This is a genomic window from Leclercia adecarboxylata (assembly GCF_006874705.1).
Classification (GTDB): Bacteria; Pseudomonadota; Gammaproteobacteria; order Enterobacterales; family Enterobacteriaceae; genus Enterobacter; species Enterobacter adecarboxylatus_C.
Genome location: NZ_CP035382.1, coordinates 1,134,463 through 1,153,124 on the forward strand (window position 1 = coordinate 1,134,463; position 18,662 = coordinate 1,153,124).

The window sequence follows — 18,662 nt, forward strand, 5'->3', positions numbered from 1 at the left end:
ACCATCCTCGCCGATATCCAGGGTAAGGGCTTTATAAAATGAACGACAGCTGACGTTCGCTTCCAGGTGCGCGAATCACCACCTGGTTATTGTTGATGTGCAGTTGGGGGCTTTCCGCCCGGTTTTTATTCTGTGCAGAGGCCGTCACCGCGCAGCAGAGCCAGCTCTCCCCTTTCGGGATGGTGGTGCTGAGCACCGGAATAGCGGCGCATTCGGCAAACATGATGCTGCTGTTTGGCGGCGTCACCACGCTGTCGGGCTGGCGGGTGATGTTTGGTGAGAGATCGACGATGGCGCTACTGCCGTTGTCCGCGCTCAGATAACTGCCCCGACCGTGCAGCTGCGGCTCGGCTTTGATCACTGCAAACCCGCCCTCGACCGTTTGCAGCGTGCGTGCGCTGTTGATGCGGTGCAGACGCAGATGCCACTCGCCGAAGGGCACCTGCCAGCTCTCGATATGGACGTCATGCCACGGCGACCAGCGCGAAAAAATACAATTTTCGTCAACACGGACTTCCTCGCACTCGCGGCGTCCGCGGAAGTAGTTATCGCCATCGGCCAGCAGCAGCATGGAATCGCAGGCGGCGTGCTTGAGGCCGAAACGCGCACGCTCAATGGTGAAACCAAAGCGGCTGGAGTAGGCAAATTTGGTGTATTTCGCCTCGGTATTAACGTAGTTGTTCAGCTCCAGCTGTCCGGCAGTGAGCAGGGTCACATGATCGGTGTGGATCAGGATCTGCTGGGCATGGGGGATAACGCGCTTTTCGGCCAGCGCTGGCAGCGGCTGTTCGTCGGCCTGCCAGAACGGATGGCTCTCCGGCAGGGCCAGGATCAGGTACGTTTTCAGCGCCCAGTACGGCGAGCCGGGGGAGTTATAGTCCTCGCACATCGCCAGATTCGGGTAAGCGAACCCGAGGGTCAGGATCCCGTCGCGATCGGTAATCGGCTGCTGCTGCCACCAGCGCAGATGGCGGAGGATAATCCCCTTCACGATGCCCGGCGTGAACACCTCCAGCCCGGAGAAGGCCACCGCGCTCCAGAAGGCGACCATCGCGAAGCGGTAGGTCAGGCTGCGGCCAAAGGGCACTGAGGCACCGTCAGCGGCGGACATGTAGATGAAGTCTTCAGCAAACAGACGCGAACGCTGGCGCAGCACCTCTGCCCGCGCCTCATCGCCGCTCAGGGTGGCGTAGATCAGACCGTAGAAGTGAAACGCCATTGAGATGTAGTAATCCTTTGGCCGCCCCGGACCGTCGGAGTACCAGCCCTCCCCCAGATAGTAGGCGTCCATCATCGCGAAGCGGCGATCGATGGCCTGCTGGTCATAAGGCAGCCCGGCACGCTTAAAGCCGAGCTGCACCATGATGGCGAAGTAGTTCCAGTTGCTGTCCGGCATCGTCGCATCGGTGATTTGGTTCAGCCAGGCATGAAGGTTCATCACCTCGCGCTCGCTGAACAGATCGGTGAGTTTGTCCTGCAGCAACGCCAGCCCGAGACCGTAGGCCGCCATCTCCACCAGACGCTGATCGTAAGGCCCGGCTTCGCCCCAGTAACCTGCGCTTTGCGGGTCGGTGCCCTGCTTAATGGCGGCGATGTATTTGTCGCTGAACGGCGTGCTGTCGCCTGCGGCCATCAGCGGAAACAGCCCCCACAGCACCCGGGACAGCCCCTCCATCTGCGCCACATCCGTGGCGTAATGCGCACTGGTATCGCCCAGCGAAAAGCGGGAGCTACCCGCCGGGAACTGCCTGTCCACTGCTTCCAGTAGAGTGTTCAGCGCCGCCACCAGATCCTGACGGGATGACAACGGATTTGATTTTTCTTTGTTTGCCGCGCACATAGGGTCGTCCTCGTAATCAACTGCGGCAAAGAATAGTTAAACAGCGAGGGACAGAAATGTTAGCCGGGTCACAGGTGTGAGAGATGAATAAACCCGCAGTTGAGGAAATTTAAAAAGGTGGTTTATAAAGAGGCAGGAAAAGGAAAAAATTGAGTTTTATTGCACTATGCGCAAAACACCCACGGCGGAACATCTTGAGCTGATCGCCCTGAACGATACCATCGTGTCGTTCAGTCGCCTCTTCGCCAACACCGTGCGCTACCATCACTGGCACCAGTGTCTGGAAATTCTCTATGTCGAAGAAGGATTTGGCATAGCGATTGTCGATAATCGCCACTACACCATGCGCCCGGGACGGCTGTTTTTCTTTCCGCCTTTTACCCTGCACAAGGTGATGGTCGATCCTCAGGCCGAAGCGAACTATCGCCGCACCATTATTCATCTCGATCAGCATGCGGTCCTGAAGGCGCTGCGTGATTTTCCGCAAACCCAGCAGCGGCTACAGAAGCTGTCGCAGCGCGGAGGGGAGGCCTGGGTGGCGGATATGGCGCACTGCCACAGCCATCTCGATCATCTGTTCAGCTGTTATCCGCCGCCGATGAACAGCGAGCGCGTCGCCAGCCTGCTGATCGGCCTGTTTGCCATGCTGCCGCACGATGACGAAGGCCAGCCCGGTAACAGTCAGGGGATCGCCAGCCAGGTGATGTTCTGGCTGGATGAGCATTACCAGCAAAAATTCAGCCTCGATGCGCTGGCAGGCGAGCTGGGGAAATCCCGCAGCTACGTGTCACGGAAATTCCATGCCGAAACGGGGGAAAAAATTCACGATTATCTGAATACGTTACGCCTGCGCAAGGCCTGCGAAAGTTTGCTGCACTCGGAGGCGAGCGTGCGGGATATTGCCGCGCGGGTGGGGTTTTCGGATGTGACCTATTTTATCAGCGCATTTAAAAAGGGCATCGGAGAGACGCCCTTACAGTATAGAAAGAATCATGCGGCCTGAGGAGATGCCGGGTGGCGGCGATGCCTTACCCGGCCTACAAAATCCGTAGGCCCACGCAAGTCCCGTAGGCCCGTGCAAGCGAAGCGCCGCCGGGCAAATAGCCCGCACGATCCCTGCCGACCGGCATTTTATCAGCCTTCAATATCCGCCAGGTCGCCCTTCTCCTGCAGCCAGTTGCGGCGGTCTTCCGAGCGCTTCTTGGCCAGCAGCATATCCATCACCGCGTTGGTCTGCTGCTCGTCTTCATCGCTGATGGTCAACTGCACCAGACGGCGGGTATTAGGATCGAGCGTGGTTTCACGCAGCTGCAGCGGGTTCATCTCGCCCAGCCCTTTAAAGCGCTGCACGTTCGGTTTGCCCTTCTTGCGCTTGAGCTGCTCCAGCACGCCCGCCTTCTCTTCTTCCGTCAGGGCGTAATAGACCTCTTTGCCGAGATCGATACGGTACAGCGGCGGCAGCGCCACGTGGACATGACCGTTTTTCACCAGCGTACGGAAGTGCTTCACGAACAGCGCACACAGCAGGGTGGCGATGTGCAGGCCATCGGAGTCCGCATCCGCAAGGATACAGATCTTGCCGTAACGCAGCTGGCTCAGATCCTCGCTGTCCGGATCGATACCGATCGCCACGGAGATGTCGTGCACCTCCTGCGACGCCAGCACTTCATCGGAAGAGACTTCCCAGGTGTTGAGGATCTTCCCCTTCAGCGGCATGATCGCCTGATATTCACGATCGCGCGCCTGCTTGGCCGATCCGCCCGCCGAGTCCCCTTCAACCAGGAACAGCTCGGTGCGGTTCAGATCCTGCGCGGTACAATCCGCCAGCTTGCCCGGCAGCGCAGGACCGCTGGTGAGCTTTTTACGCACCACTTTCTTCGCCGCCCGCAGACGACGCTGGGCGCTGGAAATCGCCATCTCGGCCAGCATTTCCGCAGCCTGAACGTTCTGGTTCAGCCACAGGCTGAAAGCATCTTTCACCACGCCGGAGACGAAGGCCGCGCACTGGCGCGAGGAGAGACGCTCTTTGGTCTGCCCGGCAAACTGCGGATCCTGCATTTTGACCGACAGCACATAGGCGCAGCGATCCCAGATATCCTCCGCCGACAGCTTCACGCCGCGCGGCAGGATATTGCGGTATTCGCAGAACTCGCGCATCGCGTCCAGCAGCCCCTGGCGCAGGCCGTTAACGTGCGTCCCGCCCTGCATGGTTGGGATCAGGTTGACGTAGCTTTCGGTCAGCAGCTCGCCGCCTTCCGGCAGCCACAGCAGCGCCCAGTCCACCGCTTCCGTATCACCAGAAAAATTACCGATGAACGGTTTTTCCGGCAGGGTTGGCAGGCCGTTGACCGCTTCGCCCAGGTAATCGTTCAGACCGTCCTGATAGCACCAGCGCTGTTCACTGTTGTTGACCTCATCCTTAAAGGTAATTTCCACCCCAGGGCAGAGGACCGCTTTCGCTTTCAGAATGTGCGTTAAGCGTGAGACCGAGAAACGCGGGCTGTCGAAGAAGCTCTCGTCCGGCCAGAAGTGGACGCTGGTGCCGGTATTGCGTTTGCCGCAGGTGCCGATCACCTTCAAATCCTGGACTTTGTCGCCGTTCTCAAAGGCGATGTTGTACACCTGGCCGTCGCGCTTAACGGTAACTTCAACCCGTTTTGACAGGGCGTTGACCACGGAGATACCTACCCCGTGCAGACCGCCCGAGAACTGGTAGTTTTTGTTGGAGAATTTGCCGCCCGCGTGCAGACGGCAGAGGATCAGCTCAACCGCCGGAACACCCTCTTCCGGGTGAATATCCACCGGCATGCCGCGACCGTCGTCGATCACTTCCAGCGACTGGTCGGCGTGCAGAATAACGTCGACGCGTTTGGCATGACCCGCCAGCGCTTCGTCGACGCTGTTATCAATTACTTCCTGGCCCAGATGGTTTGGGCGCGTGGTATCGGTGTACATCCCCGGACGGCGGCGAACCGGCTCAAGCCCGGTGAGTACCTCAATGGCATCAGCGTTATAGGTTTGCGTCATGATTTAAACTAGCAATTCGCAGCGATTGTCAGAGGCTGTGCAGACCAAGAAAGTCGACAATCTGGGTGAAATGATCCTCAAAGCCCGTGAAGGCATGATTACCGCCCTCTTCTATAGTCTGGCGGCAAGAGGCGTAGTACGCCACCGCCTGGCGGTAATCCAGCACTTCATCACCCGTCTGTTGCAGCAGCCAGATAAGATCTGGCGCTTCCAGCGGATCAATCTGCATAACTTTGAGGTCGTAAATATGGCGTGACTCTAGCACATATTGCTGTCCGGTGTAGGGGTTCTCGTTGTGCCCCAGATAGCCCACCAGCAGCTCAAAAGGCCGTACCGCCGGGTTGACGACCACCGCGGGCACCATAAAGCACTGGGACAGCCAGGTGGCGTAGTAGCCGCCGAGGGATGACCCCACCACGCCAAAGGGCTCGCCGCCGTGCGCCAGGACAATCGCCTCCAGCATTTCGGCGGCTTCGGCCGGATACGGCGGCAGCTGAGGCACGATCATCTCGACGTGGGGATGATGCACCTCCAGCCACTGTCGAAACAGCGTCGCTTTAGCCGAGCGCGGGGAACTGTTGAATCCGTGCAGATAGAGAAGCGCAGACATCAGTAGCCTTCTGACGCAGTATCCGGGCGGAACTGCGTGCTTTGCAGGCGGCAGACTTCGGTCGTTAACGAGCCGTCGGCATGCAGTTCCAGCCAGCGCCAGCCTGGGGCAATGGTGTCTAAAGTGAAGTTCGCGCAGTGCGGTTTGAACTGGACGCAGGTGGACGGCGTAGCCAACAGGCGACGACCGTTCCAGTCGAGATCCAGCTCCTGGTGAATATGGCCGCAGAGTAAGTTATTAACCCGCGGGAATTTCATCAGCACCCGATCGAGAGCGGCAGAGTTGCGCAGGCTGTGCTGATCGAGCCAGCTGCATCCTGCCGGCAACGGATGATGATGCAATAAAAGCAGAGTATGGCGCTCAGGATCGGCCGCCAGCTTTGCTTCGAGCCACTCCAGCTGAAACTCGCTCAGCTCGCCGTGCGGCACGCCGAAAACCTGGCTGTCGAGCAGCAGGATTTGCCAGTTGTCGCCCGAGTGGACCCGCTTCGCAGGGGAAATCCCCGCATCCTGAAGCGCGCTGTACATCGAAGGTTGAAAATCGTGATTACCGGGTAACCAGACGCAGGGCGCGTTAAAGCTCGCGATACCTTCAGCAAAATGCTGATAAGCCGCGGAGGTTTGATCCTGCGCCAAATCGCCCGTGGCGACAATCAGGTCGCATTCGCGCTTCTGGGCATGAATGGCTTCCAGAACAGCCTGATAACTCTCCCAGGTATTAACACCCAACAGGGTTTCATGCTTTTTGGCAAACAGGTGAGTATCAGTAATTTGCAATACCCTGACTGGCGCCCCACCAGCAACAGTCAGGTTCAACAGGCTTTCCAAATGGTGTCCTTAGGTAGGTTTACGACGCTAACAAACCGGAATCGCCATTGCTCCATGTGCTAAACAATATCTTAGCCAGTCGGCTAAAAACTGGTTAATTTGATGCTTTTCGTCACGTTGATGCAACTTTTTATTTGGGTAATCATACCGCGCTTTAAAGCGGAAGATCTGCTGACTTGAACACACTTCAGCGACCATCGCGTCATGGTAGAGCCGCACCGTCATTGACGGCAGGCTCCAGTAGCTGATGGACGGCGCGGTTTGCTCAATTTCCACCAGCGTAGTGTAACGGGTTGATTCAACAATGGTTAACCGATACTGCGCGTTGCTCACCTGATAGCTCACTGTTTCACCGACCGCGTCGTTACGTGGCAGTAATCGGCGCAATTGTGCGAAATTGGTCTCGCACAGGCGCATCATTTCAGGGAAGTCAGGTGTATAACGCTTCATTTTTTCCACTCGTCTCGTAATTCCTGATAATGCAGCTGTAGCCATTGCAAAGCGATGACAGAAGCCGCGTTGTCGATTTTCCCCTCTTTTACCCATTGATAAGCCTGCTCCCGACTTACCACATGAACACGAATATCTTCGTTTTCATCAACCAGACCGTGAATCCCTTGCGCGGTCGTGGCGTCCACTTCGCCAACCAGAACTGACAGGCGCTCGCTGGTGCCCCCGGGGCTTGCCAGATAGCTGGTGATCGGTTTTGTCCGACCAACGTCAAGCCCGGCCTCTTCCATTGCCTCGCGGCGGGCGACATCTTCCGGCGTTTCGCCCTCTTCGATCATCCCGGCCACCATCTCCAGTAACCACGGGCTTTCGCTGGTATCCAGCGCGGCAATGCGGATCTGCTCTATCAGTACCACTTCGTCACGCACTGGGTCAAAGGGTAGCAAGACTGCGGCATGCCCGCGCTCAAAAATTTCGCGTCTGACTTCGCCACTCATTTCACCGTTAAACAAACGATGGCGAAAACGGTATAATTCCAGTGAAAAAAATCCGCTGTAGAGCGTTTCTCGTGCAATAATTTCTACATCGTTTTTTGTAAAAGTCACTGGCAACTTTTCTGGTTTATCCATGTTTGCATCCTGGTATAAATGGTGGCGTTAAGGTGAAATTCAATTCTGCTAAACTGCGGTTTCTACTACAGTATGGTAAATTGGTGCAAGTTACTGCCGCATGGCACGGAACGCCAACCTTTTGCAGTGGCGAAGTCTGCTAGAATCGGTAGATATTTTTTAATTAGATCAGCGCTAACTAAGCTTCACAACAAGGAAAGCAAATGAAGAAATTGCTCCCCATCCTCATCGGCCTGAGCCTGACGGGTTTCAGCGCGTTGAGTCAGGCAGAGGACCTGATACAGGTTTATAAGCAGGCACGTCTGAGCAACCCGGAATTGCGTAAATCCGCCGCCGATCGTGATGCTGCATTTGAAAAAATTAATGAAGCACGCAGCCCATTATTACCACAGCTGGGTTTGGGTGCCGACTATACCTACAATAACGGTTACCGGGATGCTAACGGCGTCGACTCTAACGTCACCAGCGGTTCGCTCCAGTTAACCCAGACGCTGTTTGATATGTCCAGATGGCGTAACCTGAGCCTGCAGGAAAAATCTGCCGGTATTCAGGATGTCACCTATCAGACCGACCAGCAAACGCTGATCCTCAATACCGCAACCGCCTACTTCAGAGTATTGAGCGCGATCGATACGCTCTCCTACGTTGAAGCACAGAAACAGGCTATCTATCGTCAGCTCGATCAGACCACCCAGCGTTTCAACGTGGGCCTGGTGGCGATCACCGACGTGCAGAACGCCCGTTCACAATACGATAATGTGCTGGCCAACGAAGTTACCGCGCGTAACGACCTGGATAACGCCGTCGAAGAGCTGCGTCAGGTCACCGGTAACTACTACCCGCAGCTGGCATCGCTGAACGTTGAGCACTTCAAAGCCGAAAAGCCGCAGGCGGTGAATGCCCTGCTGAAAGAGGCTGAAAACCGTAACCTCAGCCTGTTGCAGGCTCGTCTGAGCCAGGATCTGGCCCGCGAGCAGATTCGCCTGGCGCAGGATGGCCATCTGCCTACCCTGAGCCTGAGCGCCTCCAGCAGCATTTCTAACACCAGCTACAGCGGTTCCAGAACCGGCAATGGTCAGTACAACGACAGCGACGTTGGCCAGAACAAAATCGGCCTGAACTTCTCCCTGCCAATCTATCAGGGCGGCCAGGTCAATTCGCAGGTCAAACAGGCGCAGTACAACTTTGTGGGTGCCAGCGAGCAGCTGGAAAGCGCGCACCGCAGCGTAGTGCAGACCGTGCGTTCCTCCTTCAACAACGTGAACGCCTCTGTCAGCAGCATCAACGCCTACAAACAGGCCGTTGTCTCTGCCCAGAGCTCACTGGATGCGTCGGAAGCCGGCTACTCGGTGGGTACCCGTACCATTGTTGACGTGCTGGACGCGACCACCACGCTGTACAACGCTAAACAACAGCTCTCCAATGCGCGTTACAACTACCTGATCAACCAGCTGAACATCAAGCAAGCGCTGGGTACGTTGAACGAGCAGGATCTGGTGGCGCTGAACGGTTCATTAGGTAAGCCGATCTCCACTACGCCAGAAGCCGTGGCGCCGGAAAACCCACAGCAGGATGCCTCTGCTGACGGTTACACCGCCGCTGCTGCACGCACCACCAGCAACTGATGCTGCTACCCGGTCTGGGTTCACCAGGCCGGGTAAATCCTCCCAGTCCGACAAAAATACGTAAGCCAACGTAAAGATCCCCCAGTTTCGCCCCCGTCGCTTCAATTTCCACCACTCATCCTCTATTCTGAGCGTTATTTTCTGTGTTTTACCACTGGGTCCTGGAAGACAATTATGAAACGGACAAAATCCATTAATCACGCCTCGTTCCGCAAAAGCTGGAACGCGCGTCATTTCACCCCTGTCGCTCTGGCGCTGAGCGCCGCGTTTATGCTGGCAGGCTGTGAAAAAACCGACGAAACGGTTTCTCTCTATCAGAATGCCGATGACTGTGCGGCCGCTACCGGCAAAAGCGCGGAGTGTACTACCTCGTACAACAACGCCCTGAAGGAAGCGGAACGTACCGCGCCGAAATACGCCAGCCGTGAAGACTGCGTGGCAGAGTTCGGTGAAGGCCAGTGCCAGCAGGCACCGGCCCCGGCTCAGGCAGGCACCGCGCCAGCAGAAAACCAGGCGCAGGCACAGTCCAGCGGCAGCTTCTGGATGCCGCTGATGGCGGGTTACATGATGGGCCGTCTGATGAGCGGCGGCGCAGGCTATCAGCAGCAGCCGCTGTTCAGCTCGAAGAATCCGGCCAGCCCGGCTTACGGCCAGTACACCGATGCCAGCGGTAAAGGTTATGGTGCAGCCCAGCCAGGCCGCACCATGAACGTGCCTAAGACCGCGATGGCGCCAAAACCGGCCACCACCAGCACCGTTACCCGCGGCGGCTTCGGTGATTCTGTTGCCAAACAGAACACCATGCAGCGTAGCGCGGCCGGTACCTCAACACGCTCTATGGGCGGCTGAGAATGGAACGAGTCAGTATTGTTGAGCGCCCGGACTGGCGCGAAAAAGCCACCGAATACGGTTTCAACTTTCACACCATGTACGGCGAGCCGTACTGGTGTGAAGATGCCTATTACCAACTGACCCTCGCCCAGGTGGAAAAGCTGGAAGCGGTCACGGCAGAGCTGCATCAGATGTGCCTCAAGGTCGTGGAAAAGGTCATTGCCAGCGATGAACTGCTGACCAAATTCCGCATTCCGAAGCACACCTGGGGCTTTGTGCGTCAGTCATGGCTGACGCATCAGCCATCGCTCTACTCGCGCCTTGACCTGGCGTGGGACGGCACCGGCGAGCCCAGGCTGCTCGAGAACAACGCCGATACGCCCACCTCGCTGTATGAAGCGGCCTTCTTCCAGTGGATCTGGCTGGAAGATCAGCAGAACGCGGGCCGTCTGCCGGAAGGCAGCGATCAGTTCAACAGCCTGCAGGAAAAGCTGATCGAACGTTTCGCTGAACTGCGCGAGCAGCACGGCTTCAATCTGCTGCACTTTGCCTGCTGTCGTGACACGGTCGAAGATCGCGGCACGGTGCAGTATCTGCAGGATTGCGCCGCCGAAGCGGAGGTCGCCACTGAATTTCTCTATATAGAAGATATCGGGCTGGGCGAAAAAGGTCAGTTCACCGACACCCAGGATCAGGTGATCAGTAACCTGTTCAAGCTCTATCCGTGGGAATACATGCTGCGCGAAGTGTTTTCCACCAAGCTGGAAGATGCGGGCGTGCGCTGGCTGGAGCCGGCGTGGAAAAGCATTATCTCCAACAAAGCCCTGCTGCCGCTGCTGTGGGAGATGTTCCCGGATCATCCGAATCTGCTGCCGGCGTACTTCGCGGAAGATGACTATACGCAAATGGATAAGTACGTCAAAAAGCCGATTTTCTCCCGCGAGGGTGCCAACGTGTCGATTATCGAAAACGGTAATACCGTGGAAGCGGTAGAAGGCCCGTATGGCGAAGAGGGGATGATCGTCCAGCAGTTCTGTCAGCTACCGAAGTATGGCGACAGCTATATGCTGATCGGCAGTTGGCTGATCAACGATCAGCCAGCCGGGATTGGTATTCGCGAAGATCGGGCGCTGATCACCCAGGATCTGTCCCGCTTCTATCCGCATATTTTTGTGGAGTAGTTTGTGGTGCCGGGTGGCGGCTTTGCCTTACCCGGCCTACAAATCCGCAGGCCCGGCAAGCGCAGCGCCACCGGGCGATTTACCCCACCTGCACCGACAACATACTCAAACTGCCCATCTCGATGCCATCCACCGGTATGGTAACAGGCTCCTTACCGTCCCACGCCCCCAGGATATAGAGCAGCGGCAGGAAGTGTTCCGCCGTCGGGTTCGAGAGCGAGCCGCCGTCGTGCGCCAGATAATTGACCAGCGGATGTTCTTCTGCCGCACCCTGCCAGTTCAGGTTCGTTTTCACGTAATCATTGAAGGACGTCGCCCACGGATAAGGCGTGTTTTCCCCGTGCCAGCGGGCGGTGCGCAGGTTATGCACCACGTTGCCGCTGGCCACCAGCATAATACCTTCATCACGCAGAGTCGCGAGCTTACGGCCCATCTCCAGGTGCCAGGCCGCAGGTTTGGTGCTGTCGATGCTGAGCTGCACCATCGGGATGTCGGCATCCGGGTACATCTTGATCAGCACGCCCCAGGAGCCATGGTCAAACCCCCACGCCTCTTTATCGAGGGTGACAGGGATCGGGGCCAGCAGATCTACCAGCTGCTGCGCCAGCGCCGGGGATCCCGGTGCCGGATAGTGCGTGTCGTACAGCGCCTGCGGGAAACCGCCAAAATCATGGATGGTTTTCGGTGTTTCCATGGCGGTGACCCCGGTTCCACGGGTAAACCAGTGTGCAGACACCACCACGATAGCCTTCGGACGCGGCAACGTCTCGCCCAGATGCCGCCAGGCGCGGGTGTAGACGTTATCTTCCAGCACGTTCATCGGGCTACCGTGACCCAAAAACAGCGCTGGCATACGAGATGAAGTCATGATGATATCCTTACACAAGGTGTCGATTTGATAGCTTTACCTTACCCGTAATCCGGATAAGATGAACTCAGATAACCATGATGAAGATCATCAGGAAATTTGAATGTAAGGGATCTGTAAAGGCGTCTGTACCCGCTCGCGTTACGCGCGTTTAGCCTTTAATATGAATGAGAATCATTATCATAAGGAGAGGTGAATGTCAGTTCCCCTGATTCTGACTATTCTTGCAGGCGCAGCCACTTTTATCGGCGCCATGCTCGGCGTACTGGGCCAGAAGCCCTCTAACCGGCTACTGGCCTTTTCTCTCGGCTTTGCGGCCGGCATTATGCTGCTTATCTCCCTGATGGAGATGCTGCCCGCTGCCCTCGGCACGGAAGGCATGTCGCCGGTGCTGGGCTACGGAATGTTTGTCATTGGCCTGCTGGGCTACTTTGCGCTGGATAAGATGTTACCCCACGCGCACCCGCAGGATCTGATGCAAAAAGGCAGTCAGCCGCTGCCCGGTAACCTGCGACGCACCGCGCTGCTGCTGACTCTGGGCATCAGCCTGCATAACTTCCCTGAGGGCGTCGCCACCTACGTGACTGCCAGTAATAATCTGGAGTTGGGTTTTGGCATTGCGCTGGCGGTGGCGCTGCACAATATCCCCGAGGGGCTGGCGGTGGCGGGCCCGGTTTATGCCGCTACCGGATCCAAGCGTAAAGCGGTGTTCTGGGCGGGTATTTCCGGCATGGCGGAGATCGCGGGCGGCGTGCTGGCGTGGTTGATCCTCGGCAGCCTGATTTCGCCGGTGGTGATGGCAGCCATTATGGCGGCGGTGGCAGGGATTATGGTGGCGCTGTCGGTGGATGAGCTGATGCCGCTCGCCAAAGAGATCGACCCGAACAACAATCCCAGCTATGGGGTACTGTGCGGAATGTCGGTGATGGGGCTCAGTCTGGTGCTACTCCAGACGGCAGGAATTGGCTAAAAAAACGCCGGGTTAACCCGGCGTTTTTTATGATGCGTTATCAGCTGGCTTTGCGCTCGTGCGCCTGGCGGTACGCCACCAGATCTTCGATAGTGACCACAGCCATGTTGTGTTTGCCGGCAAATTCGATGCACTCCGGCGCGCGCGCCATTGAGCCATCATCATTGGTCAGTTCACAGAGCACACCGGCAGGCTTGAAGCCGGCCAGGGTCACCAGGTCGATGGTCGCTTCGGTGTGGCCGCCGCGAGTCAGAACGCCGCCCGGCTGCGCGCGCAGCGGGAATACGTGGCCCGGACGGTTCAGATCAGAAGGTTTTGCGCCATCGGCAATGGCTGCACGCACGGTGGTCACGCGGTCAGCAGCAGACACGCCGGTGGTCACACCGGTGGCCGCTTCGATGGTCACGGTAAAACCGGTGCCATAGGCGCTGGTGTTGTTCTCTACCATCATCGGCAGTTCCAGCTGCTTACGGCGATCTTCGGTGATACACAGGCAAACAATACCGCTGCCGTGACGGATGGTCAGCGCCATCTGCTCAACGGTCATGGTTTCGGCGGCGAAAATCATATCGCCTTCGTTTTCACGGTCTTCATCGTCAAGCACCATCACGCCGCGACCTTCACGAAGCGCAGCAAGCGCCTGCTCAACGCGGTCAGCAGAGGTACCGAAAGAGGAAAGGAGCGTCTGATTCATGGTAAAAAAACCTCATTAAAATTATGGTTACCAGAATCAGGGCAGTCTTAGGAGCGCCGTAGTACGGCAAAAAAATAACGTGAGCGGGCCTCGCCCGGCTGGTTCGTTACTCTCTCCCATCCGGACTTTAACCGTCGGCCCCGGAATTACACCGGATCTGCTGACCTTTGAGTTTGCACCCAAAGCGCTCGCGGGCTTTCAGCGTAGCGCTGATTTACCGCCGGTGGGGAATTTCGCCCCGCCCTGAGAATAAGCGGGATAACTATAACGCTAATGATTATGTTCGGCAACGCATAAGCTTCACACAATTCTGGTTTAAGGATCGCGGTTACGCGCTACAATGGTCGTTAACACCTTTTCTTCAAGGGAACTACCATGATCGACCCAAAAAAAATTGAACAACTTGCCCGCCAGGTCCATGAATCCATGCCGAAAGGCGTACGTGAGTTTGGTGATGATGTTGAGAAGAAGATCCGCCAGGTGCTGCAGTCGCAGCTGATGCGTCTGGATCTGGTCAGCCGTGAAGAATTTGACGTGCAGACGCAGGTGCTGCTGCGTACCCGCGAGAAAATCGCCCTACTGGAACAGCGTCTGACCGAGCTGGAAAACCGCAGCGTCGTTGACGAAGTGAAACCGGCTCCGGCAATCCCACCGGTGGATGATGAAGCATAAGTGCAGCCTGTAATGCCCGGTGGCGCTTCGCTTACCGGGCCTACACACCGCACGATCTGTAGGCCCGTGCAAGCGTAGCGCCGCCGGGCATTTACAGACGACTACTGACTGTCTTTCTGGATCTTCTTAATGATGTTGGTGGTTGAACACCCGTCCTCAAAGTTGAGCACCATCACTTCTCCGCCGTTGGCCCACACCTCTTCGCTACCGGCGATCTGTTCAGGCTTGTAGTCTCCGCCTTTGACCAGCAGATCCGGCAGGATCCCGGCAATCAGGCGCTGCGGCGTGTCTTCCTCGAACGAGACCACCCAGTCCACCGCTTCCAGCGCGCCGAGTACGATCATGCGCTGCTCAAGCGGGTTCACCGGCCGGGTCTCGCCTTTCAGGCGTTTGGTGGAGGCATCGCTGTTGACCGCCACAATCAGACGGTCGCCCAGCTTGCGCGCGTTCGCCAGATAAGAGACATGGCCCGCGTGCAGAATGTCGAACACGCCGTTGGTCATCACCACTTTCTCGCCACGCTTACGTGCCGCGGCTACCGCCACTTTCAGCTCCTCTTCGCTCATCACGCCAAAACCGGTATCGGCGCGACCGCGTACCGCGTTTTCCAGTTCGATAGGTGAAACGGTAGAGGTCCCCAGCTTACCCACCACCACGCCTGCGGCGGCATTGGCAAAGTAGCAGGCCTCTTCCAGCGTATTACCCGCGGCCAGGGTGGCTGCGAGCACGCCGATAACGGTATCACCGGCACCGGTGACGTCATACACTTCCTGCGCCTGGGTTGGCATATGCAGCGGCGCTTTGCCCGGCTGCAGCAGGGTCATCCCCTGCTCGGAGCGGGTCACCAGCAGCGCGGAGAAGTCGAAATCGGCGATGATCTTCATGCCGCGCTCAACGATCTCATCTTCGGTTTTGCATTTACCCGCCACGGCTTCGAATTCGGACAGGTTCGGCGTGAGCAGCGTTGCCCCGCGATAGCGCTCGAAGTCGGTGCCTTTCGGGTCGATCAGCACCGGTACACCGGCAGTACGCGCCAGCGTAATCATCTGCTGCACGCTGGCCAGCGCCCCTTTGGCGTAATCGGAGAGCACCAGCGCGCCGATGTTACCCAGCGCCTGGTTGATGCGCTCGTGTAGCGGCTCAGGATCCACGCCTTCAAAACCCTCTTCAAAGTCGAGGCGGATCAGCTGCTGGTTACGCGACAGCACGCGCAGCTTGGTGATGGTCGGGTGCGTCGGGACAGAAACAAAATCACATTTGACGTTCACATCCGCCAGCGTCTTGCTCAGCGCCCGCGCGGCGTCGTCGATGCCGGTCAGCCCCACCAGACGCGAATGCGCGCCGAGAGAAGCAATGTTCATCGCCACGTTTGCCGCGCCGCCAGGACGCTCTTCAATGGTATCCACCTTCACCACCGGGACCGGGGCTTCCGGGGAAATGCGGCTGGTTGGCCCATACCAGTAGCGATCCAGCATCACATCGCCAACCACCATAACTCCAGCACGTTCAAACTCTGGCAGTGTTACTTTCATTCCTGACTCCAGAAAGATTCACAATTTGCGCGCGATAATATCACACTTGTTTTGTTACGCACGGTTCCACCAGCCACTTCTGCCAGCAGGCCCGCACCAGCTCTCGCTCGGCGTTAAAACAGTCGAGCGGCAGATGACCCGGCTGCTCCTGCAGGGCCAGATGGTGCAGCTCATCGCGCAGGGTGGTGTAGGCGCGGGTCAATGCCAGCGCCTCGTGCTCGTCCATAATGTCGTTTTGCGCCAGCAGCTCCAGAATGCGCACGTTATCCGACCAGCGGGTGAGCTTCGGCTTGCTGTGGGCGTCACGCAGCACCAGATACTGGGTGATAAATTCAATGTCGGTAATGCCGCCCTCGTCGGCTTTGATATCAAAGCGATCCCGGTGTTTATTTCCCAGATGGGCGCGCATCTTCTCGCGCATCTCGCGCACTTCGGTTTGCAGCGTCGGCCCCTCGCGCGTGGCGGTGAGCACGTCGCGGCGAATGGTATCAAACTGCGCTTTCAGCTGCGGATCGCCATACACCACCCGGGCGCGCACCAGAGCCTGATGCTCCCAGGTCCAGGCCTCATTCTGCTGATAATCCGCGAAGGAATCGGTAGAGGTAACCAGCATCCCCGCCGCCCCGGACGGCCGCAGACGGGCATCCACCTCATACAGAATGCCGGACGAGGTGCGGGTGCTGAACAGGTGCATGATGCGCTGGGCGAGGCGCAGGTAGAACTGACGGCCGTCGATCTCGCGCTCGCCGTCGGTCATCACATCCACCGGGCAGTCGTGCAGGAAGATCAGATCCAGATCGGAGCTGTAGCCCAGCTCCCAGCCGCCCAGCTTGCCGTAGCCCACCACCGCAAAACCGCGTCCTTCGCGATCGGCCAGATGCTTCGGCTGGCCGTAACGGGCCACCATCTGCACCCACGCCTGATGGACTACCGCATCGATAATCGCTTCCGCCAGCCATGTTAAGTGATCGCTCACTTTCATCACCGGCAGCGTCCCGGAGATATCCGCCGCCGCCACGCGCAGCAGCTGCGCCTGCTTAAACTGACGCAGCGCCTCCAGCTGCTGCTCTTCGTCCTCTTCCGGCACGCGCAGCAGATACTGGCGCAGCTCATCGCGATAGGCGTCGGTCGCCGTCGGCTGGTAAAGGGTGTTGGGATCGAGCAGCTCGTCCAGCAGCAGCGGATAGCGCGCCAGCTTGCTGGCAATCATCGGCGAGGCAGCGCAGAGCGAAATCAGGTGCTTGAGCGCACCCGGGAACTCGCTGAGCAGCTCCAGATAGGTGGTACGGGTGATGATCCCACTCAGCAGCGGGGTCAGACGCGACAGCGGCACCGGGGCATCGGCCCGGGAGCAGACGTCGCTGAGCAGATGCGGCATCAGGTGATCCAGCACCTGGCGACCGCGTGGGCCAATGGCGCGCTTGTTCAGCTCAAGGCGGAAATCAGCGATCAGCGCCACTACCCGATGGCGATCGTCATCGCTGAGGTGGGTCAACACCGGGGTGGTGTCGTCCTCCTGCAGCGCATCCTGCCACAGCTCGCGCCAGTGCTCGGACAGCGCATCGTCCTGGGATTCGCTCTCGTCGTCGCCGATCAGATCGTTAAATATGCGGCGCACCGCCGCCATGTGCGCATCCAGCGCGTCGATCAGCGCCTGCCAGTCGTCCAGGCGCATCCCCCAGGCGAGGCGGGCGCGGTTAAGCTCATCTCCCGGCAGGGTCTGGGTCTGTTCGTCATTAATGCTCTGGAGCAGGTTCTCCAGCCGCCGTAAAAAGAGGTAGGCCTCGCGCAGGATCCGGTCATCGCCTTCCGGCAGCAGGTTCAGCTGGGCGATGGCGGCCAGGGTTGGCAGCAGGGAGCGGGACTGCAGCGAGGGCTCGCGCCCGCCGCGGATCAGCTGGAACACCTGGACGATAAACTCGATCTCGCGGATGCCGCCCGCCCCCAGCTTGATGTTGTCTTTCAGGCCGCGACGCCGCACTTCCCGGGCAATCATTCCTTTCATGTTGCGCAGCGACTGAATGACGCTGAAATCAATGTAACGACGGAAGACGAACGGGCGCAGCATGGCGCGCAGCTCGTTGGCATACGCATCGCCGGTATCGCCCATGATCCGCGCCTTCACCATCGCGTAGCGTTCCCAGTCGCGCCCCTGCTCCTGGTAATAATCCTCCAGCGCGGCAAAGCTCAGCACCAGCGGGCCGCTGTCGCCGAACGGGCGCAGGCGCATATCCACCCGGTAGACAAAGCCGTCCTGGGTTGGTTGATCCAGGGCCTTAATCAGCCGCTGCCCCAGCCGGGTGAAGAACTGGGCGTTATCCAGCTCGCGACGTCCGCCGCGAGTGGCCCCCTTCTCCGGCCAGGCGAAGATCAGATCGATGTCCGAGGAAAAATTGAGTTCGCCGCCGCCCAGTTTGCCCATGCCTAAAATCAGCAGCGGCTGCGGGGTGCCGTCCTCGCTGCACGGGGTGCCCCATTCGCGGCAGCAGGCGTCGTACAGCCAGTCGCGGGCGGCGACGATCAGCGTCTCAGCCAGGTGACTTAACTGCTGCAACGTGCTCTCTTCACTCACCAGCATCAGCGCCTGCGCCCAGGCGATGCGCACCATCACCCGTCGACGGAACTGGCGCAGCGCGCGCATCAGCGCGGTTTCATCGCTGATTTCCGCCAGCGCGTCCTGTAACCACTGCGCGTAGTGCTGCCACTCGTCCGCCTGGGGTGGCGAAGCCTCAAGCTCCGCCAGCCAGTCAGGATGGGCGGTAACGCTCTCCTGCACAAAGTCGCTGAAGGTCAACACCTGGCGGGCCTGATCGCTTAACGACGAGGCGGGTAATGCTTCCGGCAGACGCTCACATACTGTCTGCCACTGCTGCTGTAAGGGTGAAGAAAGCGGCATCATGGGGGTT

The 18,662-nt window shown here is 58.4% G+C and carries 16 protein-coding genes and 1 riboswitch; of the genes, 6 read left to right on the forward strand and 10 right to left on the reverse strand.

Translation table 11 applies throughout. The features are described 5' to 3' along the window. Window positions 1-31: 31 nt before the first annotated feature. Window positions 32-1,840: a DUF2264 domain-containing protein gene (locus ES815_RS06340; protein WP_142487113.1), complete on the reverse strand. Its 1,809-nt coding sequence runs from the start codon at window positions 1,838-1,840 to the stop codon at window positions 32-34. Between the two features lie 166 nt (window positions 1,841-2,006). Here ES815_RS06340 and ES815_RS06345 point away from each other — a divergent pair, with 166 nt between their 5' ends. Next, the gene (locus tag ES815_RS06345) at window positions 2,007-2,843 is read left to right on the forward strand and encodes a helix-turn-helix transcriptional regulator (protein ID WP_142487114.1); all 837 of its coding nucleotides are present in this window, start codon (window positions 2,007-2,009) and stop codon (window positions 2,841-2,843) included. Window positions 2,844-2,974: 131 nt separating this feature from the next. Here the strand turns inward: ES815_RS06345 and parE are convergent, their stop codons facing one another. The 5 genes from parE to nudF are packed head-to-tail and all read right to left on the reverse strand — an operon-like array spanning window position 2,975 to window position 7,383. Beyond that, window positions 2,975-4,867 carry a DNA topoisomerase IV subunit B gene (gene parE / locus ES815_RS06350; RefSeq protein ID WP_142487115.1) on the reverse strand — a complete coding sequence of 631 codons (1,893 nt, stop codon included), beginning with the start codon at window positions 4,865-4,867 and terminating at the stop codon, window positions 2,975-2,977. Between the two features lie 28 nt (window positions 4,868-4,895). After that, window positions 4,896-5,477: an esterase YqiA gene (gene yqiA, locus ES815_RS06355; protein WP_142487116.1), complete on the reverse strand. Its 582-nt coding sequence runs from the start codon at window positions 5,475-5,477 to the stop codon at window positions 4,896-4,898. Next, window positions 5,477-6,304, reverse strand: a complete 828-nt coding sequence (gene cpdA / locus ES815_RS06360) for a 3',5'-cyclic-AMP phosphodiesterase (protein WP_142487117.1) — start codon at window positions 6,302-6,304, stop codon at window positions 5,477-5,479. The genes yqiA and cpdA overlap by 1 nt, the downstream gene beginning before the upstream one ends. Before the next feature lie 27 nt (window positions 6,305-6,331). After that, a complete protein-coding gene (locus ES815_RS06365; RefSeq protein WP_032614182.1) occupies window positions 6,332-6,754 on the reverse strand; it encodes a DUF1249 family protein in 423 nt (140 codons plus the stop codon). Continuing rightward, the gene (nudF, locus tag ES815_RS06370) at window positions 6,751-7,383 is read right to left on the reverse strand and encodes an ADP-ribose diphosphatase (protein WP_142487118.1); all 633 of its coding nucleotides are present in this window, start codon (window positions 7,381-7,383) and stop codon (window positions 6,751-6,753) included. Before nudF ends, ES815_RS06365 begins: the two co-directional genes overlap by 4 nt. A gap of 203 nt (window positions 7,384-7,586) precedes the next feature. On the opposite strand from nudF, the gene tolC reads away from it, so the two are divergent. The 3 genes from tolC to ES815_RS06385 all read left to right on the forward strand — a co-directional run bounded on the left by tolC (window position 7,587) and on the right by ES815_RS06385 (window position 11,020). After that, complete coding sequence (tolC, locus tag ES815_RS06375) at window positions 7,587-9,008, forward strand: outer membrane channel protein TolC (RefSeq protein ID WP_142487119.1); 1,422 nt, start codon at window positions 7,587-7,589, stop codon at window positions 9,006-9,008. Window positions 9,009-9,182: 174 nt separating this feature from the next. Then, the gene (locus ES815_RS06380; RefSeq protein WP_142487120.1) at window positions 9,183-9,857 is read left to right on the forward strand and encodes a DUF1190 family protein; all 675 of its coding nucleotides are present in this window, start codon (window positions 9,183-9,185) and stop codon (window positions 9,855-9,857) included. Window positions 9,858-9,859: 2 nt separating this feature from the next. Then, the gene (locus tag ES815_RS06385; protein WP_142487121.1) at window positions 9,860-11,020 is read left to right on the forward strand and encodes a glutathionylspermidine synthase family protein; all 1,161 of its coding nucleotides are present in this window, start codon (window positions 9,860-9,862) and stop codon (window positions 11,018-11,020) included. Window positions 11,021-11,099: 79 nt separating this feature from the next. On the opposite strand, the gene ygiD is transcribed toward ES815_RS06385, so the two are convergent. Beyond that, the gene (gene ygiD / locus ES815_RS06390) at window positions 11,100-11,888 is read right to left on the reverse strand and encodes a 4,5-DOPA dioxygenase extradiol (RefSeq protein ID WP_142487122.1); all 789 of its coding nucleotides are present in this window, start codon (window positions 11,886-11,888) and stop codon (window positions 11,100-11,102) included. A gap of 196 nt (window positions 11,889-12,084) precedes the next feature. Here ygiD and zupT point away from each other — a divergent pair, with 196 nt between their 5' ends. Beyond that, complete coding sequence (gene zupT, locus ES815_RS06395) at window positions 12,085-12,858, forward strand: zinc transporter ZupT (protein ID WP_142487123.1); 774 nt, start codon at window positions 12,085-12,087, stop codon at window positions 12,856-12,858. A 40-nt stretch (window positions 12,859-12,898) separates the two neighbouring features. Here the strand turns inward: zupT and ribB are convergent, their stop codons facing one another. Next, window positions 12,899-13,552: a 3,4-dihydroxy-2-butanone-4-phosphate synthase gene (ribB, locus tag ES815_RS06400; protein WP_142487124.1), complete on the reverse strand. Its 654-nt coding sequence runs from the start codon at window positions 13,550-13,552 to the stop codon at window positions 12,899-12,901. A gap of 104 nt (window positions 13,553-13,656) precedes the next feature. Continuing rightward, a riboswitch (FMN riboswitch) is annotated at window positions 13,657-13,807 on the reverse strand. Window positions 13,808-13,927: 120 nt separating this feature from the next. On the opposite strand from ribB, the gene ubiK reads away from it, so the two are divergent. Then, window positions 13,928-14,224, forward strand: a complete 297-nt coding sequence (gene ubiK / locus ES815_RS06405; RefSeq protein ID WP_142487125.1) for a ubiquinone biosynthesis accessory factor UbiK — start codon at window positions 13,928-13,930, stop codon at window positions 14,222-14,224. A 101-nt stretch (window positions 14,225-14,325) separates the two neighbouring features. Here ubiK and hldE read toward each other — a convergent pair whose 3' ends face one another. Together hldE and glnE are read right to left on the reverse strand one after the other, a co-directional pair. Beyond that, entirely contained in the window at window positions 14,326-15,756 is a 1,431-nt protein-coding gene (gene hldE / locus ES815_RS06410) for a bifunctional D-glycero-beta-D-manno-heptose-7-phosphate kinase/D-glycero-beta-D-manno-heptose 1-phosphate adenylyltransferase HldE (RefSeq protein WP_142487126.1), read from the reverse strand. Between the two features lie 40 nt (window positions 15,757-15,796). Beyond that, complete coding sequence (gene glnE / locus ES815_RS06415) at window positions 15,797-18,655, reverse strand: bifunctional [glutamate--ammonia ligase]-adenylyl-L-tyrosine phosphorylase/[glutamate--ammonia-ligase] adenylyltransferase (RefSeq protein WP_142487127.1); 2,859 nt, start codon at window positions 18,653-18,655, stop codon at window positions 15,797-15,799. Window positions 18,656-18,662 lie beyond the last annotated feature (7 nt).